21 protein-coding genes are annotated in these 22,109 nt (G+C 50.6%); 7 read left to right on the top strand and 14 right to left on the bottom strand.

The annotated features are described in order from the left end of the window. Positions 1–5: 5 nt before the first annotated feature. The 3 genes from Q7T66_RS04490 to Q7T66_RS04480 all read right to left on the bottom strand — a co-directional run bounded on the left by Q7T66_RS04490 (position 6) and on the right by Q7T66_RS04480 (position 2,305). Positions 6–500 carry an MOSC domain-containing protein gene (locus Q7T66_RS04490; RefSeq protein ID WP_304932099.1) on the bottom strand — a complete coding sequence of 165 codons (495 nt, stop codon included), beginning with the start codon at positions 498–500 and terminating at the stop codon, positions 6–8. Beyond that, positions 497–904: a RidA family protein gene (locus Q7T66_RS04485; RefSeq protein WP_304932098.1), complete on the bottom strand. Its 408-nt coding sequence runs from the start codon at positions 902–904 to the stop codon at positions 497–499. The genes Q7T66_RS04490 and Q7T66_RS04485 overlap by 4 nt, the downstream gene beginning before the upstream one ends. Before the next feature lie 90 nt (positions 905–994). Next, positions 995–2,305, bottom strand: a complete 1,311-nt coding sequence (locus Q7T66_RS04480; RefSeq protein ID WP_304932097.1) for an MFS transporter — start codon at positions 2,303–2,305, stop codon at positions 995–997. A 208-nt stretch (positions 2,306–2,513) separates the two neighbouring features. Here Q7T66_RS04480 and Q7T66_RS04475 point away from each other — a divergent pair, with 208 nt between their 5' ends. After that, positions 2,514–3,209, top strand: coding sequence for a DJ-1/PfpI family protein (locus tag Q7T66_RS04475; RefSeq protein ID WP_304932096.1), 696 nt, complete (start codon positions 2,514–2,516; stop codon positions 3,207–3,209). Then, positions 3,184–3,813: a helix-turn-helix domain-containing protein gene (locus Q7T66_RS04470; protein ID WP_304932095.1), complete on the top strand. Its 630-nt coding sequence runs from the start codon at positions 3,184–3,186 to the stop codon at positions 3,811–3,813. Before Q7T66_RS04475 ends, Q7T66_RS04470 begins: the two co-directional genes overlap by 26 nt. Before the next feature lie 110 nt (positions 3,814–3,923). Here the strand turns inward: Q7T66_RS04470 and Q7T66_RS04465 are convergent, their stop codons facing one another. The 4 genes from Q7T66_RS04465 to Q7T66_RS04450 all read right to left on the bottom strand — a co-directional run bounded on the left by Q7T66_RS04465 (position 3,924) and on the right by Q7T66_RS04450 (position 9,557). Continuing rightward, positions 3,924–4,634, bottom strand: a complete 711-nt coding sequence (locus Q7T66_RS04465) for an OmpA family protein (RefSeq protein WP_304932094.1) — start codon at positions 4,632–4,634, stop codon at positions 3,924–3,926. A gap of 317 nt (positions 4,635–4,951) precedes the next feature. Then, positions 4,952–5,263: a BON domain-containing protein gene (locus tag Q7T66_RS04460; protein WP_304932093.1), complete on the bottom strand. Its 312-nt coding sequence runs from the start codon at positions 5,261–5,263 to the stop codon at positions 4,952–4,954. Positions 5,264–5,569: 306 nt separating this feature from the next. Then, positions 5,570–7,156, bottom strand: a complete 1,587-nt coding sequence (gshA, locus tag Q7T66_RS04455) for a glutamate--cysteine ligase (protein WP_304932092.1) — start codon at positions 7,154–7,156, stop codon at positions 5,570–5,572. A 196-nt stretch (positions 7,157–7,352) separates the two neighbouring features. Continuing rightward, entirely contained in the window at positions 7,353–9,557 is a 2,205-nt protein-coding gene (locus tag Q7T66_RS04450) for a YgiQ family radical SAM protein (RefSeq protein ID WP_304932329.1), read from the bottom strand. A 390-nt stretch (positions 9,558–9,947) separates the two neighbouring features. On the opposite strand from Q7T66_RS04450, the gene Q7T66_RS04445 reads away from it, so the two are divergent. The 3 genes from Q7T66_RS04445 (at position 9,948) to Q7T66_RS04435 (ending at position 14,124) form a co-directional block, all read left to right on the top strand. Beyond that, on the top strand, positions 9,948–10,592 hold the full coding sequence (locus tag Q7T66_RS04445; protein ID WP_304932091.1) for a DUF5610 domain-containing protein: 645 nt from the start codon (positions 9,948–9,950) through the stop codon (positions 10,590–10,592). Positions 10,593–10,813: 221 nt separating this feature from the next. Then, complete coding sequence (locus Q7T66_RS04440) at positions 10,814–11,527, top strand: rRNA pseudouridine synthase (RefSeq protein ID WP_304932090.1); 714 nt, start codon at positions 10,814–10,816, stop codon at positions 11,525–11,527. 878 nt (positions 11,528–12,405) lie between these two features. Further along, entirely contained in the window at positions 12,406–14,124 is a 1,719-nt protein-coding gene (locus tag Q7T66_RS04435; RefSeq protein WP_304932089.1) for a methyl-accepting chemotaxis protein, read from the top strand. 126 nt (positions 14,125–14,250) lie between these two features. Here the strand turns inward: Q7T66_RS04435 and fghA are convergent, their stop codons facing one another. From fghA to minC, 5 genes are all read right to left on the bottom strand, one after another. Further along, complete coding sequence (fghA, locus tag Q7T66_RS04430) at positions 14,251–15,093, bottom strand: S-formylglutathione hydrolase (RefSeq protein ID WP_304932088.1); 843 nt, start codon at positions 15,091–15,093, stop codon at positions 14,251–14,253. Positions 15,094–15,129: 36 nt separating this feature from the next. Then, positions 15,130–16,236: an S-(hydroxymethyl)glutathione dehydrogenase/class III alcohol dehydrogenase gene (locus tag Q7T66_RS04425; protein ID WP_304932087.1), complete on the bottom strand. Its 1,107-nt coding sequence runs from the start codon at positions 16,234–16,236 to the stop codon at positions 15,130–15,132. A 185-nt stretch (positions 16,237–16,421) separates the two neighbouring features. Then, the gene (minE, locus tag Q7T66_RS04420) at positions 16,422–16,691 is read right to left on the bottom strand and encodes a cell division topological specificity factor MinE (RefSeq protein ID WP_304932086.1); all 270 of its coding nucleotides are present in this window, start codon (positions 16,689–16,691) and stop codon (positions 16,422–16,424) included. 2 nt (positions 16,692–16,693) lie between these two features. Next, positions 16,694–17,509 (bottom strand): septum site-determining protein MinD, encoded by an 816-nt coding sequence (minD, locus tag Q7T66_RS04415; protein ID WP_304932085.1) that lies wholly within the window; start codon positions 17,507–17,509, stop codon positions 16,694–16,696. Between the two features lie 47 nt (positions 17,510–17,556). Continuing rightward, on the bottom strand, positions 17,557–18,390 hold the full coding sequence (gene minC / locus Q7T66_RS04410; RefSeq protein WP_304932084.1) for a septum site-determining protein MinC: 834 nt from the start codon (positions 18,388–18,390) through the stop codon (positions 17,557–17,559). Between the two features lie 318 nt (positions 18,391–18,708). On the opposite strand from minC, the gene Q7T66_RS04405 reads away from it, so the two are divergent. Both Q7T66_RS04405 and Q7T66_RS04400 read left to right on the top strand, forming a co-directional pair. Continuing rightward, entirely contained in the window at positions 18,709–19,611 is a 903-nt protein-coding gene (locus Q7T66_RS04405) for a recombination-associated protein RdgC (protein ID WP_304932083.1), read from the top strand. Between the two features lie 175 nt (positions 19,612–19,786). Then, positions 19,787–20,239 (top strand): DUF2721 domain-containing protein, encoded by a 453-nt coding sequence (locus Q7T66_RS04400; RefSeq protein WP_304932082.1) that lies wholly within the window; start codon positions 19,787–19,789, stop codon positions 20,237–20,239. A gap of 146 nt (positions 20,240–20,385) precedes the next feature. On the opposite strand, the gene Q7T66_RS04395 is transcribed toward Q7T66_RS04400, so the two are convergent. Together Q7T66_RS04395 and argA are read right to left on the bottom strand one after the other, a co-directional pair. Further along, positions 20,386–20,658: an oxidative damage protection protein gene (locus Q7T66_RS04395; RefSeq protein WP_304932081.1), complete on the bottom strand. Its 273-nt coding sequence runs from the start codon at positions 20,656–20,658 to the stop codon at positions 20,386–20,388. Positions 20,659–20,781: 123 nt separating this feature from the next. Further along, positions 20,782–22,092 (bottom strand): amino-acid N-acetyltransferase, encoded by a 1,311-nt coding sequence (gene argA, locus Q7T66_RS04390; protein ID WP_304932080.1) that lies wholly within the window; start codon positions 22,090–22,092, stop codon positions 20,782–20,784. Positions 22,093–22,109 lie beyond the last annotated feature (17 nt).

The raw sequence follows: 22,109 nt of genomic DNA, 5'->3' as shown, positions 1-22,109 counted from the left end.
AACTTTTAGTCGTCTATCGGTTCGATACTTGCACCAGGCCGGATAAAACCGCCGACTTCAATCGAGCAGTTCAAACCTGAACGGTTATACAAAGGCAGAAAGAGTGGGCGGCCTAAAATTTCTTCCAGATATTTGCAGGGGAAATTAAGCCGACCGCCACGCAAAATTACATCGCCGACGCGAAAGCGTTTGCCCACAAGATGGTTGAGCGGTACGCCTTGCACCGATAAATTGCGGCGATGTTCGGCAGCGCTCAAGTGGATCGCGCCTTCCTGTAACGGTGGATCGTTGCGCGCCAATGCATCGAGTACATCCATGTCGAACAAGGTCACGTCGCGCACGTCAGGCTTAGGTGAGTAGGTGCCGTTACCGAGAAAATACCTGTCGCCGACTATGCCTTTTCCGGCGATCAATTCGGCTTCCTGCAACTCTTCCATTTCATACGAAGCCGCCGGTGCGATATGTATGTGTAGCAATTTTCCGTCTGACCATTTGATCATGGCAGCACCGTTTGATTAGCGTTGGCGATCACTGCAATCGCTTCTACTTCAACCAGCACGTCGCGCGGCAATCGTGCGACTTCGATAGTTGAACGCGCAGGTACTGCACCAGGGAAATAGCTGGCGTAGATGCCGTTCATCACTGCGAAGTCGCCCATGTTTTTCAAAAACACGGTGGTCTTGACGATGTGTTCCATACCAGATCCACCGGCTGTTAAAACGGCGGCGACATTCGACAAGGATTGACGGGTTTGCGCTTCAATTCCATCCGGCACTTCGCCAGTCAGTGGGTCTATCGGTAATTGTCCCGAACAAAATGCCAGGCCAAGCGCTGTCACGCCTTGTGCATAAGGGCCGACTGCCGGCGGTGCATTGGTCGTAGAAATTTGTTGTTTGCTGCTCATAAGTTTTAATCCAATGTTGTTGAGAAAATCGTTCTGACTAATTTGAGATTGGCTGTTAATGCCAATCTCAAGTTTGAGTCGCCTTAGTGCTTAGTTAAGAAGGGCATCGTCTTTGGTTTCTCGGGCAAAACAGGCCGCCACCAAGGTGATGAGTGCCAGCACGATCAACATGATCGACACGCCCGCAGTGCCACCCATATAGCCGGCAAGTGCAGTGGCTAGAATCGGGCTGAAGCCACCACCAATCGCTGCTGCAACCTGGAAACCGAATGACGCGCCGCTATAACGAACGTTGGCACCAAACAGTTCCGGGAAGTAAGTCGCTTCCGGTGCAAACATCAAACCGTGTCCCATGCTCATCGCAACCACGATAGTCAGGATGATGGCTTCCGGTGTTTTCAAATCAAAAAGCCAGAACAACGGGAAGGCGAACAGGATCGTAAAGATGGCGCCAATAAAATACAGTGGACGACGACCGATGATGTCGGACAAATAGCCGAACAGTGGAATCGTAATCAGCTCGACCATTGCCGCAATCAGAATCGCATCAAGGATCAGCGACTTTGGAAGTTTCAATGTCGTCGTCGCATAGACCACCATGAACACCGTCAGCATGTAGACCCATGACACTTCAGAAATCTTCAAGCCGATTGCGACGAAGGTACGCGGATGTTTGAGGATCACTTCCATCACCGGACTTTTAACGATTTGTTTGCGTGCTTTCATGTCTTCAAATACCGGCGACTCTTTGACGTTCGAGCGGATAAACATGCCAACGACAATCAATACTGCGCTGACCAAAAACGGTACACGCCAGCCCCAGCTCATCAAATCTTCTTCAGGCATTTTCGATACTGCGGAAAATACCAATGTGGCGATCACCAATCCCAGCGGGAAACCGACTTGCACCAAGCTGCCGTAGAAACCACGGCGATGTTTTGGTGCGTGCTCAAGCACCATCACTGCCGCGCCGCCCCATTCACCACCCAGGCCTATGCCTTGAATGAAACGCAAGCTGATCAGCATGATGGGTGCCCAGATGCCGACTTGTTGATAGGTTGGCAGCAGGCCGATAAAAAACGTCCCGAGTCCCATCAAGATCAACGTCAACATCAAGATCGATTTACGTCCTACGCGGTCACCGTAATGTCCGAATAGTGCGCCGCCAAGTGGGCGCGCCAGGAAACCGACGGCGTAAGTGCCGAGTGCCGCCAAGGTTCCCAGCAATGGATCGATGTTCGGGAAAAACAGTTTGTTAAAAACCAGCGCCGCAGCCATGCCGTAGATCAAAAAGTCATACCACTCGATCACTGTGCCGATCGCACTGGCAAAGACTACTGAGCGAATACCCTTTTCCTTCTTTACAGCGCCCAAGGGCGCGGTGCTTATATTGAGTGCCATGCTCTTTTCCTTGAATGAATGAGGGAAAAAATCCCGAAAAGCCGACACAAAGTAATCATAATAGGAAACTTCGCACAAAAGAAGCGCAATTTTCAGGTGCGCTGCAACTAGGTGGTGCGTTGTAATACCTATGTAATCCAATAAATCTGTCGACATATTCAATCATGCATGTTTCATGCCATGAAACATTAATATAAAATGTTTCATTGTGGCTTTGGCTTTTTATCCATTATTTTTCAAGGGATCTAATATGAAGTTCGGAATTTTTATTTATGACGGCGTTGAGCCGATTGATCTGGCGACCTTTGGTGTTTTGTCGATGGCGCGCAGAATTCGGCCTGAAATTGAAATTTGCACAGTCGCGCCTTTGGCTGGAGCAGTGGCGCTGTCAAATGGATTGACTGTCCTTGCAGATTTTGGCGTTGCCGATGCGCCGACCTTGGATGTTTTGATAGTGACGGGTGGGCCGTGTTGGGTTCAGCAAGCGCAAGATCCGGCGACGCTCGCTTTTATCCAGCGCCTGGCAGGCGATACGCTCTTAGCATCGGTATGTACGGGTGGTATGATTCTGGCTGCCAGCGGTGTTCTCGATGACAAGCTTGCGACGACCAAACGCGAGGTTGTTGCGCCTGAGTTCCCGCCGATTGATGCGATGCGTAAAAGCTATAGCAAGATCGATGTGCGCGAGGGCGTGTTTATCGATAACGGGCAGGTGATAACGGGTGGCGGTGTCTCGCTTTGTATCGATACCACGCTCTATCTTTTGGAAAAATTATTCGATGCAAAAAACGCATCGGAAACTGCGCGGATCATGGAGTACGCGTCTGCTAGACAGGCTAATCTTCGTGAGTTTCCACCCATACTATTAGAAGTAAAGAATGACAGAAGAGATCAGCGCCAATAAAGACGAGACCGCTACCGCAATTGAATTGCAGTTAGGGAAGCGCATATCCAAACTGCGATCTGCCAAAGGTTTTACCCAGGACAAGTTGGCGTTGTCGACCGGTTTTACCAAAGGTTATTTGTCGAAGATCGAAAATTCCAAAGTCATTCCACCGATAGGCACATTGGTAAAGATCGCGCAGATCCTGGATACCGATGTAGCCGATTTACTCGAGCCGGAAACTTCAACCGAAAGCGACGAGATCTGCGTCGTGCGTTCCTGGCAGCGCGAATCGGTCATCAAGGGCGCAACCTCGTTTGGCTACGATTACACGGCACTCGCACACAAGCGCCATCACAAGCAGATGGAGCCGTTCATCATGGTGTTCCCATCCGAGGTTGATCGCGACGTGCGCTTTGAGCATGAGGGCGAAGAATTCATGTTCATTCTCAGTGGTGAAGTAGAGTTTGAAGCGATCGTTGATGGGCGCAATAAAACCTGGATATTGTCGCCTGGCGATAGTGTGTATTTCGATTCACGCACGCCACATCGCGGCCGTAGTCTTACAGGTGAGTCGCGCGCCTTGGTCGTAATTTATAGATCCACCAGTTTGGCGATTCCATAAGCTTGGGATTCATGGCGCTCTTTGCCCAGGAATAATTAGTATAAAAAAAGCCCTCAAAATTGAGGGCTTTTTTGCTATCAGCCAGCGAGTAATTTACTCGCCGTCTGAAATTAGCGTGGTTGTTGATATTGCTGATACTGCTGCTGTTGGTATTGCTGCGGTTGAGGCTGTTGCTGCTGCTGTTGTTCTGCAACATAAATCTCTACGCGGCGATTGCGTGCGCGGCCAGATTCATTGGCGTTGCTGGCAATCGGTTCGTGGCTGCCACGCCCATCAACATAAATACGTTGTGGTGATACGCCACGACCTGCGAGGTAATCGCGAGTACGTGATGCGCGATCGAACGACAATGGATTGTTGATAGCATCGCTACCGGTGCTATCGGTATGGCCGATGATAGTAACGGTTGCTGCTGGATTGTCTACCAAGCCAGTTGCGAAGCGATCAAGAATAGGGCGGAAGCTGGAATTGATATCCGAACGGCCGGTAGCGAATGAAATATCGCTAGGGATTTCGAGTTTCAAGCGGTTGTCTGCGGTTTGTGTCACTTGCACGCCAGTACCTTGGGTAGCTTGTTCCATCGAGCGCTTTTGGTTTTCCATTTTATTGGACCAGACGTTACCAGCTACTGCTCCGATCAAGCCACCCAATGCCGCGCCGCCTGCGATGTTTTTCGAGCCGCCACCTACGCCGCCGATCAGTGCGCCGACGCCAGCTCCGATACCTGCACCTTGAGCCGTACCTCGTTCAGTTGGAGACATATTGGCGCAGCCTGAGAGGGCCAATACTGCAGCAAAGCTGCCGATCATTAATTTACGCATGGCGGTTTCCTTATAGAAGAAATTTTAGATGATGCGTAAGAACATTCGTTCAAATCTACGCGGAAAATTACATCATCAGAATGCAATCATAATGCAGATTAATGAAAGCGATTCTGCTGCTTGATTTCGTGTGTGCGGGTTTGTATCCAGTACAAAGCAAGTAACGGCTGGACCGGGAATGCGTTGACAGATACGGAGACTATTTAGAGCGTGCGGGGAAGGTGAGGACGCGTTAAATTTCATCGTCTTCGTAGAGCTTGGTTCAATAATGCTGATGTTAAAAAAGGGAAACCACTTATGTGGTTTCCCTTTTCAGATTACTTCTGACGCAAATCATTTTTGACGTCTTTCACGCCTTTGATCGTGCGAGTAACCGAGCCGGCTTTCGCAATATCTTCTTTTTGTTTAACGAAGCCGCTCAATTGAACTGTGCCTTTGAATGTTTCGACATTGATTTCAGCCGATTTCAAAGTAGGCTCATTCAAGATGGCTGCTTTTACTTTGGTTGTGATCCACGAATCATCAACGTACTCGCCTGTACCTTCTTTGCTTGAGGTCGAAGCGCAGCCGACGACAGCAGTCATCATTACAGCGGCGAGCAGTGCGGTCATCAATTTTGATTTAGTCATGATTTTATTCTCCAGTTGGTCCATCGTTGCAGCAAGCGTTACATTGTTTAAAAACTTTTTTGTTTCTTGCTTCCCATAATGCGGTTTATAGCTTCGACGGATTGCCTTTAGCAATGCCGTCGATGAAGCAAGATTACCGAGGTGCAATGGAGTGGTCTGTGCGCTAACGAACACAGAATGTGAGTATGTTGCTTTTAGCTATTATTTGCGGGCAGACGCAGAAGAAGTAGACCTGGTTGGCGAGGCTTCTTCTGCGTGTAATTGAAAATACGATGGAAAAGTACTGTAGAGAAAGGCGACAAACTCTCAGTCACATAATTGGCGGGGCGTTCTTTGGCTGTAAGCAAGGACAAACGCGTGGAAGTCGCCAGTTTGCGTACGTTCCATCTCATGCTGTTCGGCAATCGATGTTTTTGCCAAGGCTTCAAAATAAGAATTTTCTTCGGCGCTCAGCGGACGCTGACGAAAATATTCTGCGTGCTTCAAACTTTGTTGCAGACCGAATTCTTCGAACGATTTGTTTGTCGTTTGCAAAGCAGCGAGCACACGCGCGGAAGGTGTCAATGCAGGATTAAGCAACTTCTCTTTTTGAGTCGCCAATGCTTGCGTATGTTGCTGGTCGTTGCGTTGCGTATCGAGCAGAGCTGCAGTCGCCTGGATTTTTCCCAATAGCTGCAGTCCCCAAGTTTGGAGATCTATAGCGCTATCGTCACCTTGCAACATCAAGCCTGGGCGGCGACCTTCCTTGACGACCAGTGCAAAATTTTCCTGATTGCGTTTGTCGGTCATTGCATTGGTCAATGGGCTATCGTCCAACGCGCAAAACAGTAGAAACGCATCGAGAAAGCGCGAGGTCTCAAGGTTGATACCTAAGGGCTCGAATGGATCGATATCCATGCAGCGCACTTCTATGTATTGCACACCGCGTGCACACAAGGCTTCGACTGGACGTTCACCGCTATTGATTACGCGCTTCGGACGTATCGTTGCGTAGTATTCGTTTTCGATTTGCAGCAAATTGGTATTGAGCTGTATCCACTCGCCATCGCGTTGTGTGCCGATTGCTTCATATGCAGGATACGGTTGGCGCACTGCGCGCGACAGGCTGCGCATATAACTATCCAGATCGTTATACGGCGGCATCAAACCAGCTTGCGCATTGTTTTGATAGCCGAGATCGCTCATCCGCAAACTGGTTGCGTATGGCAGATAGAGCGTGTCGTTGGACAGTGTTTCCAGCTCATGTTCACGACCGCGCAAGAAGTGCGTAGAGAGAGCCGGCGATGCGCCAAACAGATACATCAGCAACCAGCTGTAACGCTGGAAATTACGGATCAGCGCGATATAGCTCTCTGATTGATACGTCTTGTCGTCGACGGTGCTTTTTTCATCGTTCTTTAATACGCGCCACAGATCTTCCGACAAGGAATAGTTGTAGTGCAGGCCAGCGATACATTGCATCGCCTTGCCGTAACGCAGCGCCAGGCCGCGACGGTACACATATTTGATGCGACCGATGTGCGAGGTGCCGTACCAGGCGATCGGAATATCTTCTTCATCCGGCAAGGTGCAAGGCATCGATTGGCTCCACAATAATTCGTGGTCCAGTTTGGTATTGGCGAAACGATGAATGCGATCGAGTTCTTCCAGTGCGGTGGCGACGTCATGCTCAGCCGGCGTGATGAATTCCAGCAGGGATTCAGAATAATCGGTGGTGATTTGCGCGTTGGTCAAAGCCGAGCCGAGTGCGTGCGGATGCGGCCCGATCGCGAGCTTGCCGCTCATGTCTACCCGCAGGGTTTCGCGTTCAATGCCGCGGCGTCCCTGATTCAGCAGGCTGCGATGTGCATCGCTGGCTACCAGCGCAAGTCGGCGCGTGAATAAATTGCTCAATTGGTGATCCTCTATCGATAATCCGCCTGCTTAGTACTTAACTAAGCGCGGAAGTTTGGCGGAAGAATAACCGAAAATGGACAATCAGGTAGGACGACGGGATTTTTTGCAGTTACTTATGCGAATTTTGACTTAGGCTGCTCGGGTTCAATATCTTTGCCACCGAACAAACCGATAAAACGGGCCGGACCACAGTTTATTTGCGGCCGCCTTTCGCAGTAGCCGCCATGCTTTTGCGTGCAGGTTTGGCGACGATTACGCGACCCGTGCTGTGTGAAACCGGCGTACGTTGCACGGCGCCGCCTGGACGTGGTTTGTTCTGCCCGAATTTTTTGGCGAGTTGATTTGGTCCCGGTGTTTCGCGCCTACGTTCTGCAATGGCCAGACTGCGGTTGCCGGCATCGTGACGTGGCACCAGATGATGTTCGCCGCTGCCGATCAAATCGCTGCGGCCCATGCGTTGCAATCCTTCACGCAAAATTTCCCAGTTATCAGGATCGTGATAACGCAAGAATGCTTTGTGCAGTTTGCGGATTTTGCCGGTGCGTACGGTCTCGACTGCTTCCGAATCTTCCGTCACTTTGCGTAAAGGATTTTTACGTGTGTGATACATGGTCGTAGCCAGCGCCATCGGCGTTGGCATAAAGGTTTGCACCTGATCCAGACGGAAGTTATTTTTCTTCAGCCACAGCGCCAGATTCAACATGTCTTCATCGGTGGTGCCAGGATGCGCCGCGATGAAGTAGGGGATCAGATACTGTTCCTTGCCGGCTTCTTTCGAATACTTTTCGAACAGTTCCTTGAACTTGTCGTACGCGCCCATGCCAGGCTTCATCATCTTCGACAATGGGCCTTCTTCTGAATGTTCAGGAGCGATTTTCAGCAAGCCGCCGATGTGATGCGTAACGAGTTCTTTGACGTATTCAGGCGAACGTACGGCGAGGTCGTAACGCAGGCCAGAGCTGACCAGAATCTTTTTCACGCCGGGAATCGCGCGCGCCTTGCGATATAACTGAATCAGTTTGCTGTGATCGGTGCCGAGATTCGAACAGATACTCGGATACACGCACGACAAGCGACGGCATGATTCTTCGATGCGTTTGTCCTTGCACGCAAGGCGATACATGTTCGCGGTTGGGCCACCGAGATCGGAAATCGTACCAGTGAAACCCTTTGTCTTGTCGCGTATCAGTTCGATCTCGCGCAAGATTGACGGCTCTGAGCGACTTTGAATAATGCGACCTTCATGTTCGGTGATCGAACAGAAAGTACAACCGCCGAAACAGCCACGCATGATGTTGACCGAGAAGCGGATCATTTCCCACGCAGGGATACGCGCCTTGCCGTAACTTGGATGTGGCGCGCGCGCATAGTTCATGTCATACACGCCGTCCATTTCATCCATCGCCAATGGCAATGGTGGCGGGTTTAGCCAGACGTCACGTTCGCCATGCGCCTGTACCAATGCGCGGGCATTGCCAGGATTGGATTCGAGATGGAATACGCGTGATGCATGCGCGTACAAAACCGGATCGTCCTTGATCACATCGTAAGATGGCAGGCGCACCACGGTTTTATTGCGGACTTCTTTTTCGGCTTCGCGACGTTCTTCGCGGCTCATGATTTTGATGACTTTGAGCGGTGGTTCTACCGGCGCTGCTGGAGTTGTTGGATCAGCGCCATCGGTTTTGCAGCCTTCCGTATTTTTCATTTTCATTTCATACGGATCGGGATGCACATCGACTTTGCCCGGTGTATCAACACGGGTGGAATTGGCTTCTGCCCATTCCGGGGTCGGTCTCCAACCTGATGGCACCATGAATGCGGTACCGCGCAGATCACGTATGGATGAAATTGGTTCGCCGGCTGCGACGCGATGCGTCAGGTCGACCAGTGCACGTTCGGCATTACCGAAAATTAAAATGTCGGCTTTCGAATCCGGCAGCACTGAACGACGAACTTTGTCCGACCAGTAATCGTAATGCGCGATGCGGCGCAAGCTGGCTTCGATACTACCGATGACGACATTCACGCCGGGATACGCTTCACGCACTCGTTGAGAATAAACAGTCAGTGCACGATCCGGCCGCTTGTTGGCTTCGCCATGCGGCGTGTACGCATCGTCGGAGCGGATCTTGCGATCGGCCGTGTAGCGATTCACCATCGAATCCATATTGCCGGCAGTGATACCGAAATACAGATTCGGTTTGCCCAGCGCGCGGAAGGCGTCAGCGGACAACCAGTCTGGTTGCGCAATGATGCCAACGCGGAAGCCTTGCGATTCCAGTAGTCGCCCAACCAATGCCATACCAAAACTTGGGTGATCAATGTAGGCGTCGCCCGTCACCAAAATCACATCGCAACTATCCCAGCCGAGTTTGTCCATTTCCTCGCGTGACATCGGCAGGAAAGGCGCAGGCTTGAGCGCGCCCTTGCTGCCGGGAATGCGTTGAACAGGATAGGAAAACAGATTTTTGGGCTGAGCGCTCATGGAATGCAATGTGGCAAACGACGGTAAAAAGGACGCGTCATATCGCGAGTGGCGAGGAAGGCGACAGTATGACAGCTTTGGCGGCTGCCGACTTCGCTTCAGTGCTAATTAACTGTTTTTAAACAGATAGTTACGGCTCGAATTCAAAAATATTTGCATAATGACAATCGACGGTGCACTGCAAGGCTCAGCTTTTTCGATTTTCAGCCGATACAACTAGTAGGATCGCGATAAATTCTTACTCGATGTTGTCATTGCGATCATTTTCCATCGTTGCTTGATGAATGAAGGGCAATTGCCATGAGTATCGTAATTTCAAACACCCCACAGAATTCGCCGCGGCCAGTTTCCGCTCCGGCAGCGACGCCACGCGACACTACGCCAGCTTCGGCCGATAAACCTGACGAAGCGACCGTGACCGATAAGGTAACGTTGGGTGCGCCAGCGACTGATACGTCGACTTACACCGATCCGCGCGCAAACGCCGCTCAAACGCGCCCAGATGTGGCGGCAATGCTGGAAGAATCCAATCGCAAGGTGCAGGAAATCATCAATTTGATTCTGCCCTTGATGCGTCAACAGGGTTTGGAAATCAGCAAAGTCATCAGCTGCGAGCAGCAACTGACAACGGATGCCGCAACCATAGAGAAGGCCAAAGCCGCGATCGCCGAAGATGGCGAATTTGGTGTGCGTCAGGTTGCAGAGCGCATCTTGAATTTCGCGAAAAGCGCGATAGGCGACGATCCATCTAAATTAGCTGCGATACGTGCCGGCGTTGAAAAAGGCTTCAAGGAAGCGACCGATATGTTGGGTGGAACCTTGCCCGAGATTAGTCAAAAAACCTATGCCGCCATCATGGGCGAATTCGATCGCTGGCAAAGTGAAGGCATTCCATCCGGCGCTGTTAGCCTCGCGCCTAAAGAAGAGGCTGCAGCCAAAGCTTGATCGTTTGTTATTTATGATCAGTGGTTTGTTGTCGGTTGATCCGTATTCCTGATCGCATCTGATAAGTATGAATGCGCGTATTGATACGCGTTGATCAAAGCACAGCAATTCAGTCTGCGCATCTAAACGCAAGCTTATTTGCCGCACTCGCTGCGCGCAAAAACCTTGCAGTCCATCTCAGGCAGGCCGACAATACGCCTCTTTTTCCAGATTGCCTGATCATGACTGATTCCATTCGACTCGTTAAACGCGTCGCTGACGCGATTCCCTGCTCGCGTCGCGAGGCCGAACAATATATCGAAGGTGGTTGGATCACTATCGATGGCGTGGTCGTCGAAAAACCTGGTCATCGCGTATCGCCGCAGCAAACGATTGTATTGTCGCCGGATGCCACCTTGGTCGCGGTTGATCCAGTCACGATCCTCTTTCACAAGCCTGCCGGTATGGATATGGACGCCGCCTTGCAAAGCATAGCCGCCGACAATCTGTATGCGGACGATCGATCCGGCATTCGTTTTCTGAAAAAACACACAACAGCACTCAAGGCGACCGACGCTCTCGAAACTTATGCCAGTGGTCTCGTCGTCTTTACGCAGGATTGGCATGTCGCACGCAAATTGGTCGACGACGCGGCAACTGTCGAGCAGGAATACATCGCTGAAGTCAGCGGCGATCTGATCGAAGGCGGGCTGGCCTTGCTCAATCATGGATTGAATTTCAACAATCGTCCTCTGCCTCCGATCAAAGTCAGCTGGCAAAACGAAACGCGTTTGCGCTTTGCATTGAAAGCAGGACGACGCGGACAAATTGCTCACATGTGTGAAGCAGTTGGTTTGAAGTTGATTAATTTGAAACGTATACGTATTGCGCGCATTCCGATGGCGAGTTTGCCGTCAGGTGAATGGCGTTATCTGAAAGGCTACGAGCGCTTTTAGAGAAATTTTTCTGCAATCATTTTCGGCATTAAATTTCGATGGCTCTTGGCGTTTGATTACGAAAATATTTTTACTGAAGTGCTTGCTTACTGTGAGTTCAGCACAACAGAAATGTGAACAATTGTGGAGCAGTTGATCTTAATTGCGTTGTTAGGATTTTGTTATATCCCCGTCAGCACAGAGTAAGTTGGAGCAGGTACTCTGCGAAGAGAAATACGATTTTGTCAGGCTGATGGCGTAATGTTTTTATCGAATGTTTGTACATTCAACAAGCGCGGAAAAGCGAGTGATTCTTCTTTACGTACTGCATGCACGCAAGATTTTTTAGCTAAGCTCTTTTCTGATTGTGATGGGTGCGAATAAAGAGTGGCATCTCTGAATCATTCGGGTGTAAAGTTCTTGGCAACAGGATTGTTTTCTTCATCAGGCAAAAATGCTTGATGTAAAAAATGAAGACCATCTTTTAGACGGATAAAAATCCGCTAAATAAAAAGAACAGTACAGTTCGGAGACAAGGACCGCTTTATGCAAACCCTCAATGAGGCTCTTGATCAGAGCTATCTATATCGACGCGTTGAAGACTTGTCGATCTTTACACACTCCTCATCTTATTTTTTTTGGCTACCGTCAAGCTTGCGTATAAGTCGTCGTTATATGACAAACGTATGACAGATATTTCCAGAAACGCATGATTGTTTGACCTGTTATATCGGGTCTTGATCATTGAATGCCATTCGTTCTGGCATCTCGCATAAAAATTAGTTGGACCGCATCAAAGACGTAATTTTTGCCAGTGCCGCAGGGCACATGGGCCTTAACTCTGGAGGATGAAATAGCAATATGTTTACAGTACAAATAACAACCTTAGAGGAGACACCATGCGCATCGCAAATATGAAAATAGGTACGCGCCTTGGAGCAGGATTCGGTTTGATTCTGTTGTTGGTTGCAGCTATGGGTGCCACTGGCATCATGCGTCTGGAAAATATCAATGGCGCGAGCCGCCACTTGGTTGATGATTCGCTGGACATGCAAAAATCCGCGCAAAGCTGGTTGCTCGGAACCAGCGTCAACGCGTCGCGTACGTTGGCATTGGTGAAAGCATCGAATGCAGAGACCCAAGAATTTTTCCAAAAAGCGATCACTGCACAAAGTAAACAGATTACAGAAATCCAAAAAAGCATTGAAGATCGTATCAATAGCGACAAGGAAAAAGAACTGTTTGCCGAGGTAGCAAAAAAACGTAGTACTTATGTTGATATTCGCAAATCGATTCTTGATGTGAAGGCCGGTGGCAATATCACTGAAGCCAATCAGATGATCGATAGCAAAATGGTGCCGGCTCTGGACGCTTACGTTGATAGCGTAAAAGACGTTTTGGCTCACTATGAGAATGAAGTCAAATTGGCGGACGAATCGATCACAGCCGATTACCAATCTGGTCGCATGACCATGATCGTAGGCGCATTGATTGCGATCTTGCTGGGTGCGATCATCGCATGGCGTTTGACGAGTGGTATTACCCGTCCGTTGAAAGAAGCTTTGTCGCTGGCTGAATCAGTTGCCGAAGGTGATTTGACTGCACGCAGCAGCTTGCCGCCTACGCAGGATGAGCCAGGTCTGTTGCTCAGTGCACTGCGCAGCATGCAGGAAAATCTTGCCAGAACGGTTTCACAAATCCGCTTGGGTACCGACACCATCGCAACCGCGTCTAGCGAAATTGCAAGCGGCAATCTGGACTTGTCTTCACGTACTGAAGAACAAGCCAGCTCGCTGGAAGAGACCGCATCTTCGATGGAAGAATTGACCTCGACCGTGAAGCAAAATGCAGATAACTCACGTCAAGCGAATCAACTCGCAGTTGCTGCATCAGCGGTCGCCGTCAAAGGTGGCTCAGTGGTATCGCAAGTGGTTGACACGATGGGTGCGATCAACAGTTCAGCGAAAAAGATTGTCGACATCATTGGCGTCATCGATGGCATCGCATTCCAGACCAACATCTTGGCGTTGAATGCTGCTGTTGAAGCTGCGCGTGCTGGCGAACAAGGCCGTGGTTTCGCAGTGGTGGCGACAGAAGTGCGCAATCTGGCACAACGTTCAGCCGCAGCCGCAAAAGAAATCAAAGCCTTGATCGGTGACTCGGTTGAGAAGGTCGATGCAGGCAGCAAACTGGTGGCAGAAGCTGGCACCACGATGGATGAGATTGTTGACGGCGTAAAACGCGTCGCTGACATCATGGCCGAAATTACTGCAGCGAGCCAGGAACAAAGCGACGGTATCGAGCAAGTCAATCAAGCGGTCAGCCAGATGGATCAGGTTACACAACAGAATGCTGCACTGGTTGAAGAAGCAGCAGCAGCTGCTGAATCGCTGCAGGATCAAGCGAAAAACCTGGCGCAAGCGGTCAGCGTATTCCGTGTGGATGCTTCTTATGCAGGCTTGCAAGCGGAAGCGCCGCGTCGCACCGTGCAATCGACAGCCAAGCGCGCGCCGATTGCGGCTCCTGCCAGAAAAACCTCATTGGCTGCACCTGAGCGCAAGCCAGCAGCACCATCCAAACCTGCATCCAGTGCTGGTGATGATTGGGAAGAGTTTTAATATTCATTAGTGCAATGATCCGGTTTGACCGGATCATTTGAAGTAATAAAAAAAGCCTCGGCGATTAATTTCGCCGAGGCTTTTTTGTTTATGCATCATCAAAAATGACGCACCGTATTCGACTAATTATTGATTCAGGATCGCGCTGTGAAACGCGATGTGATCCTGCATGAAGGTTGAGATGAAATAGTAGTTGTGGTCGTAACCTGAATGACGACGCAAGGTCAGCGGTTGGTCTGCCGCCCAGCAAGCGGCTTCAAACTGATGCGGCTTCAATTGCTCATCCAGAAATTGATCTTCCAAACCTTGATCGATCAATATGCCTTGCGGGAATGGCATCTTGCGGGTGCGCATCAACGCGCTCGCATCGTGTTGCAACCATGTCGACTCATCCGAACCGAGATAAGCCGAAAACGCTTTTTGTCCCCACGGCACTTCGCTCGGTGCAGTGATAGGAGCAAAAGCCGATACCGACTTATAGATTTCTGGATATTTCAAAGACAGCGTCAATGCGCCATGGCCGCCCATCGAATGGCCGAACACGCCGATGCGATCTTCACGCGCAGGGAAGTTGGTTATGATGATGTTGCGCAGTTCTTGCACCACATACGACTCCATGCGGAAGAAGGCTGACCAAGGTTCTTGCGTCGCATCGATGTAGAAACCTGCGCCGTGACCAAAGTCCCAGCTATCGCCAGCACCCTTGATGCCGGTGCGACGCGGGCTGGTATCCATTGTCACCAGCATGATGCCGTGCTCGGCTGCATAGCGTTGCGCGCCGCCCTTGATCATGAAGGTTTCTTCGGTGCAGGTCAGGCCGGCTAGATAAAACAGCACGGGTACTTTGCGCTGCTTCGCTTGTGGTGGTTCATAGACGGCAAACGTCATCGGCAAATTGTTCGATGTCGATTCATGTTTATAAAAACTTTGCACACCGTTAAAGCATTTATGCTGGCTGATCAGTTCCACTTCTTCTCCGCGCGTTTCTGGTTCAAGTATGTTTGATTAGTAAAGTACGACCGAGCGGATTGATTCGCCGCTCTTCATCAAGTCGAAGCCTTCATTGATACGTTCCAAAGGCAGGGTATGCGTGATCAAGTCATCGATATTCAGTTTGCCTTCCATATACCAGTCGACAATTTTCGGTACATCGGTACGTCCGCGCGCACCGCCGAAGGCAGAGCCTTTCCATTCGCGGCCGGTGACCAACTGGAATGGACGTGTGCTGATTTCTGCGCCGGCTTCTGCCACGCCAATCACGATCGATTGGCCCCAACCTTTGTGACAGCATTCCAGCGCCTGACGCATTGTGTGTACGTTACCGATGCATTCAAAGCTGTAATCTGCGCCGCCATCGGTCAACTGCACGATGGCGTCGACCACGTTTTCAACTTTGCTTGGGTTGACGAAATGCGTCATGCCAAATTTGCGTGCCATTGCTTCGCGCTCAGGATTCAAATCGACGCCGATAATTTTATCTGCACCTACCATGCGTGCCGCTTGAATCACGTTCAAGCCGATACCGCCGAGACCAAACACGACGACATTCGCGCCGGCTTCAACTTTTGCGGTGAACAACACTGCACCTACGCCAGTGGTGACGCCGCAGCCGATGTAGCAAACCTTGTCGAACGGTGCATCTTCACGAATTTTCGCGAGCGCGATTTCCGGTACCACGATGTAGTTCGAGAAAGTCGATGTGCCCATGTAATGGAAAATCGGTTTGCCATCGATAGAGAAGCGGCTGGTCGCATCGGGCATCAAGCCGCGACCTTGAGTCGAGCGAATTTTTTGACACAGATTGGTTTTGCGCGACAGGCAGAATTTGCATTCGCGGCATTCTGGTGTGTAGAGCGGAATGACGTGATCGTCTTTCTTCAGACTCTTGACGCCAGGACCGACTTCAACCACCACGCCTGCGCCTTCATGGCCGAGGATGGATGGGAAGATGCCTTCAGGATCGGCGCCCGACAGCGTGTAGTAATCGGTATGGCAAATACCAGTCGCCTTGATCTCGACCAGCACTTCACCCTCACGCGGGCCGCCCAATTCAACTTCTTCGATGGTTAACGGTTGTCCTGCTTTCCATGCGACGGCGGCTTTGGTTTTCATGAGAGATCCTGAGAAAAAATGGGCAATGCAAAATGATACGCGAAATGGTCAATCATCGCGCCGGACGGGGTTTGGTCCTGCGGAGTTGCGTTGCATAGCGTGCAGCGACTGGAACATCGCGGCTCATCGTTGAGCGATGAGCCGCATGCTTGGTACTTACTTATTTCTAGATTACTGCTTGAGTGTTACGGCTTGACGAGTTCGTCTTCCGGCAACACCACGTTGACATCGAGTACTTCCAGATTGCCCTGGCTGTTCAGAGAAATCTTGATGTCTTCAGGATTGACCTTCACGTATTTGGAAATCACCGCGATCAATTCCTTATGCAGCGCAGGCAAGAAGTCAGGCCCCGAACGACCGTTACGCTCGCGCGCAATGATGATCTGCAGGCGTTCCTTGGCCGACGATGCGGTCGCTTTTGGTTTCGTATTGAAGAGAAAGGACAGAAGCGCCATGATTACTTACCTCCAAAAATTCTCTGCAGAAAGCCAGGCTTTTCGTAGTCGGTAAAACGGAGTGGAACTTCTTCACCCAGGAAGCGTGACACCACGTCCTTGTAGGCTTCCGATACTTCAGTGCCTTCGATATGAATCGCAGGATTGCCTGAGTTCGATGCGTGCAAGACCGATTCCGATTCTGGAATGATGCCGACCAATGGAATGCGCAAAATTTCTTGCACATCGGTGTAGGACAGCATTTCGCCAGCGTCTACGCGTTTTGGTACGTAGCGCGTAATCAGCAAATGTTCTTTGACCGGTTCTTGGCCATTCAACGCGCGGCGTGATTTTGCCTGGATGATGCCGAGGATACGATCTGAATCGCGCACCGAGGATACTTCCGGATTGGTGACGATGATTGCTTCATCAGCAAAGGTCAGCGCCATCACCGCGCCGTGTTCGATACCAGCTGGCGAATCGCAGATGATGTATTCAAAATCCATTGCGGCCAGATCTTTCAATACACGTTCAACGCCTTCTTCCGAAAGCGCATCTTTGTCACGTGTTTGCGATGCAGGCAAGACAAAGAGGTTATCGCAATGTTTGTCTTTGATCAGCGCTTGATTGAGCGTGGCTTCTTGATTTACAACATTGATCAAGTCGTACACGACGCGGCGCTCGCAGCCCATGATCAAATCGAGGTTACGCAGGCCGACGTCAAAATCGATGATGACGGTTTTATGTCCGCGCAGGGCCAGACCGGAACCAAAGCTTGCGCTTGATGTGGTTTTGCCGACGCCGCCTTTACCCGATGTCACAACAATGATTTTTGCCAAAGGAAACCCCTTTTCGTTAAATAATTTAATTGATTTATGCTGCTGATCTATGTAGTCGCCTTGATAGGCGACATGTCGATACGATCGCCTATCAAGCGAATTTGTGTGGCTTGCTGTTTGCGATCGGCTGGAAAGCCATCTTCAAACGTGCGATACATGCCGGCGATAGAAACCAGTTCGGCTTCCATGCTCAGCGTAAAAATGCGTGCTTCGGTATTGCCGCTAGCGCCAGCCAAAGCGCGACCGCGTAATGGCGCGTAAATGTGGATGCTGCCATCGGCGATTACTTCCGCGCCGTTATTCACTGCGGCGGTAATGATCAGATCGGCACCACGCGCATAAATGCGTTGACCAGCGCGCACAGGTGTATCGACGATCATCGTATTGGCTGCGAATTGGGCGGCAGTAGCTTGATTTGCAGCTTGTGCGGCCGCCGCTTGAGCTTGAACTGGTGCAGCAACTTCTACCGCGGCTGCAGTTTCTTCAGCGGCTTCAAGTTCGATTTCTGCTTGTTGCGGTGCTGTTGTTGCTGCATCTTCAGAAGCGACCGCGCGTGGTTTGACCGGGCCGTCCAGGCTCAGACCATGCGACAGAATGTCGGCTTCCATTTCGGGTGTGGCATTACGTACGGCAACAGCATTCAGGCGATACGCCTTTAACAGCGTGGTGATCGCATGCCAGTCGATGGCTTGATGCGCAGCGTCCAGCGAACCGACGTCAATCACGGTGAACTCATCTTCGAAGAAATCGACATTGCCGCCTGTCATTTCCTGCATGGCAGCATCGAGCACGCCCAGATTGGATTCATTCAGAATTGCAGAGACGGCGACGACAGTAGAAATCTTGATTTCGATCGGCTTGCGGGATGGGCGTTTGGACATGGAAACAATATTTTGTGATGCAGATGTAAATGCAATTTTTCGGCTCAATTTCCGAGCGGTAACCTGATTCGTGGTCGAGCGCCGTTCGTCAATTTCAATGATGCGTATTATAACCGCACCCGGGCCGGCTTCAGCGCTTGATTGGCGGGATAAATTGCGGGGTAAATCGTGGCGTTTGTGATCTGAAGTGCTACAGCTTTTTTATGCAGGATTCAACCACTTGTTGTGACTATTTTTATCGCACCTAAATTCAAATTTTTCCTTCGGCGATGCATCAGCCCGCGTGTAGAATAGCCCCTTTTTTCGCCGGGGCTAGCCATGTGGTTCAAGAATCTTCAGATATACCGTCTTCCTGCACCGTGGGCCATTACGAGCGAGCAACTGGAGGCTGATCTTGCGCCGCACGCATTTCAGCCGTGCACCAGTCTCGATATGCAAAGCCAGGGTTGGGTATCGCCGCGTGAAAATGGCGCGCTGGTTTATTCACTGAATAAACAAATTTTGCTGTTGCTAGGCACAGAGAAAAAACTGCTGCCAACTACTGTCATCAATCAAGTCACCAAAATCAAGGCGGCTGAAATTGAAGAACAGCAGGGCTTCAAGCCTGGGCGCAAGCAGATGAAGGAAATCAAGGAAGACGTGACGGATGAGTTATTGCCGCGCGCCTTCAGCATCTGGCGTCAAACCTGGGTCTGGATCGATCCGGTCAATGGCTGGTTGGTAGTCGATGCCGGCAGCCCGGCAAAAGCGGATGAAGTCTTGAAGCTGATGATTAAATCCGTAGAAAAACTGCCGATGGAAGCCTTGCACGTCACAGAATCGCCAGTGTCAGCGATGACGAACTGGTTGTTGTCTGATGCTGCACCTAGCGGCTTCACGGTCGATCAAGACACCGAACTGCGCTCGAATGGCGAAGGCAAGGCAACTGTACGTTACGTGCGCCACACGCTGGAAGCGGAAGACGTACAGCGTCACATCGCAGCGGGCAAACAATGCACGCGTCTGGCAATGACTTGGGCCGACAAGATTTCTTTTGTATTGACCGAATCCCTGACCATCAAGCGCGTTACACCGCTGGATGTGATCAAGGAAAACGCCGATAGTACGGCGCAGAATGATGACGAACGCTTTGATTCTGACGTGATGTTGATGACGGGCGAACTGAGTCGAATGCTGGCTGATCTGGTTGAAGCACTGGGTGGCGAGATCGAAAAGAAATAATCGGGAATTTGTTGGACGTTTGATCTAGAGATGCAGATCGCTAAAGCGCCCAACTTTTGGCATGCATTTTGCTGTACAACGCGGGTATGATGAAACACCGAATTGTTTGGCAATGCATGCCTCCTGATGTATCTTTGTCGATGTTTCTATCCCGTTCAAATTCTAAGAAATAGCTATGGAAATTCAAGTCGGCGATATTGGCCACATCATTCAACTATCCGTGGCCCCCGTGTTCTTGCTGACAGGTGTCGGCACCAACTTGATGGTCTTGACCAATCGTCTTGGTCGCATCACGGATAGATCACGCGTTCTGGAAGACAGATTGCGCACGTCTGATCCGGTTCATCATCCTGATTTGAATGCAGAATTGATTACACTTTATCCGCGTGCGCATTTGATTAATCGCGCGATTACGCTGAGTACGGCTTGCGCACTGATGGTCAGTTTGGTGATCATCTCGCTGTTTATTGGCGATGCCTTGAGTATTGAGCTGTCCAAGTTCATCGCGATCTTTTTTGTTCTGGCGATGCTTTGTTTGGTCGGCAGCTTTTTAATCCTGCTCAGAGAAATTCTGGCTGCAACGAATTCTCTGTATCAGCGAAGAATCGAACCCATTGCACGGCCCTGAAATTAGAGTGTCGATGTCATTTAAAAACCGCCGAATCTTTCGGCGGTTTTTTATTGTTCTTTAAAAAATTGAGAAGACATTAAAAAGCCCGCAGGAATCAACCAACGGGCTTTTCTTATCATCGCCAATAATCGGCGTGTATGACTTTATTCAGTCGGCGGCACGTAACCTTGTGCTGCATCGGCGCCATCACCGAAAAAATGTTTTTCCATTTGTGTCGCCAGGTATTTACGCGCACGTACGTCAGCCAGATTCAAACGATTTTCATTGACCAACATCGTTTGATGCTTGAGCCAGGCAGCCCATGCTTCTTTCGATACGCTTTCGAAAATGCGTTTGCCGAGTTCGCCTGGATAAGGTGGGAAGTCGAGTGCTTCAGCTTCTTTGTCGAGTTTGATGCAGTGAACCATGCGTGCCATGTTGCTATTCCTTTTCGTTGCCTGCTGCACAAACTATCGGTTCGTGCAGACCGGGTTTAATGTATGCCTTCGTTCAAGAATGAACGCCAGCGTATTGAGATCGGTATTAAGAAACTGTCGCCATTATAGGTTTTTCGTGAAAACCAGGGATTTGCGCTGCCAGTTATACATATGCTGTCTATCTTTTGGCAGGTCGTCGACCGTGGCTGGAGCGAAGCCACGCTTCAGGAACCAGTGCGCGGTACGCGTCGTCAACACGAATAGTTTTTTCAGCCCGGCGGCGCGCGCGCGATTTTCCATATGCTTCAGCAAACGTTCGCCATCGCCCTGGGTTTGTACTTCTGGATTGACGATCAGGCAGGCCATCTCTGCCATTTTTTCGGCAGGGAAAGGGTAGAGCGCAGCGCAACCAAAAATTACGCCATCATGTTCGATGACAGAGAAATAATTGATTTCTCGTTCGATCAATTCACGACCGCGTTTGACCAATGTGCCGTCGGCTTCCAGCGGTTCGATCAATTTCAAGATGCCGCCTACGTCTTCAATCGTGGCATCGCGCAAGCTTTCCAGATTTTCGAACGAAACCATGGTGCCAACGCCATCATGCGTAAACAATTCCAGCAGCGCTGAACCATCGGTCGAATACGGCACGATGTGCGCGCGCGGTACGCCGCCATTACAGGCTTGCACTGCGTGCTGCAGATAGAACGCGGAATCGTCAGGCACGCAATCGTAATTCAACACGGCATCGACTTGATGCGACGACAATTCGTGAATTTCGACGCCGGCCTTGTCGGTGATCATCGGCGTTTCTGTGATGAAGATCAGTTTGTCGGCGCGCAATGCAATCGCCGCCGACACCGCAACGTCTTCCATTGTCAGATTGAAAACTTCACCGGTAGGCGAGAAGCCGAGCGGCGACAACAGCACCAAGCCGCCTGCGTTCAGAATCGGGTGGATGGTTTCGTAAGCGACCTTGCGCGTTACGCCGGTTAGTTCCAGATCGACGCCATCGACAATCCCGAGTGGGCGCGCGGTAACGAAGTTGCCAGAAATAATACGGATCGCTGCATGTGCCATAGGTGTATTCGGCAAGCCCTGGCTGAACGCTGCTTCGATATCGAGGCGCAATTCGCCGGCCGCTTCTTTCGCGCATTCCAGCGCGGCAGCGTCGGTGATGCGCAAGCCATTGTGGAAACGCGCTTCCACATTTCGCAGTGCGAGCTGTTCTTCCACCTGCGGGCGCGAGCCATAGACGATCACGACTTTGATGCCGAGCGCGTGCAATAGCGATAGATCTTGTGCCAGCACCGGCAGCGCACCGGCAATGACCAATTCACCGGGGAAGGCTACGACGAAGGTTTTGCCGCGGAAGGCGTGAATGTAAGGCGCGACGGAACGCAGCCACTGGACGAATTGTTCTGGATTTTCCATGAGGCACATTATAACCA

The sequence above is a fragment of the Herminiimonas sp. genome, from assembly GCF_030655415.1.
Note: the sequence above shows the minus strand (reverse complement) of the source record. Positions and strands in the feature narration are given on the sequence as shown.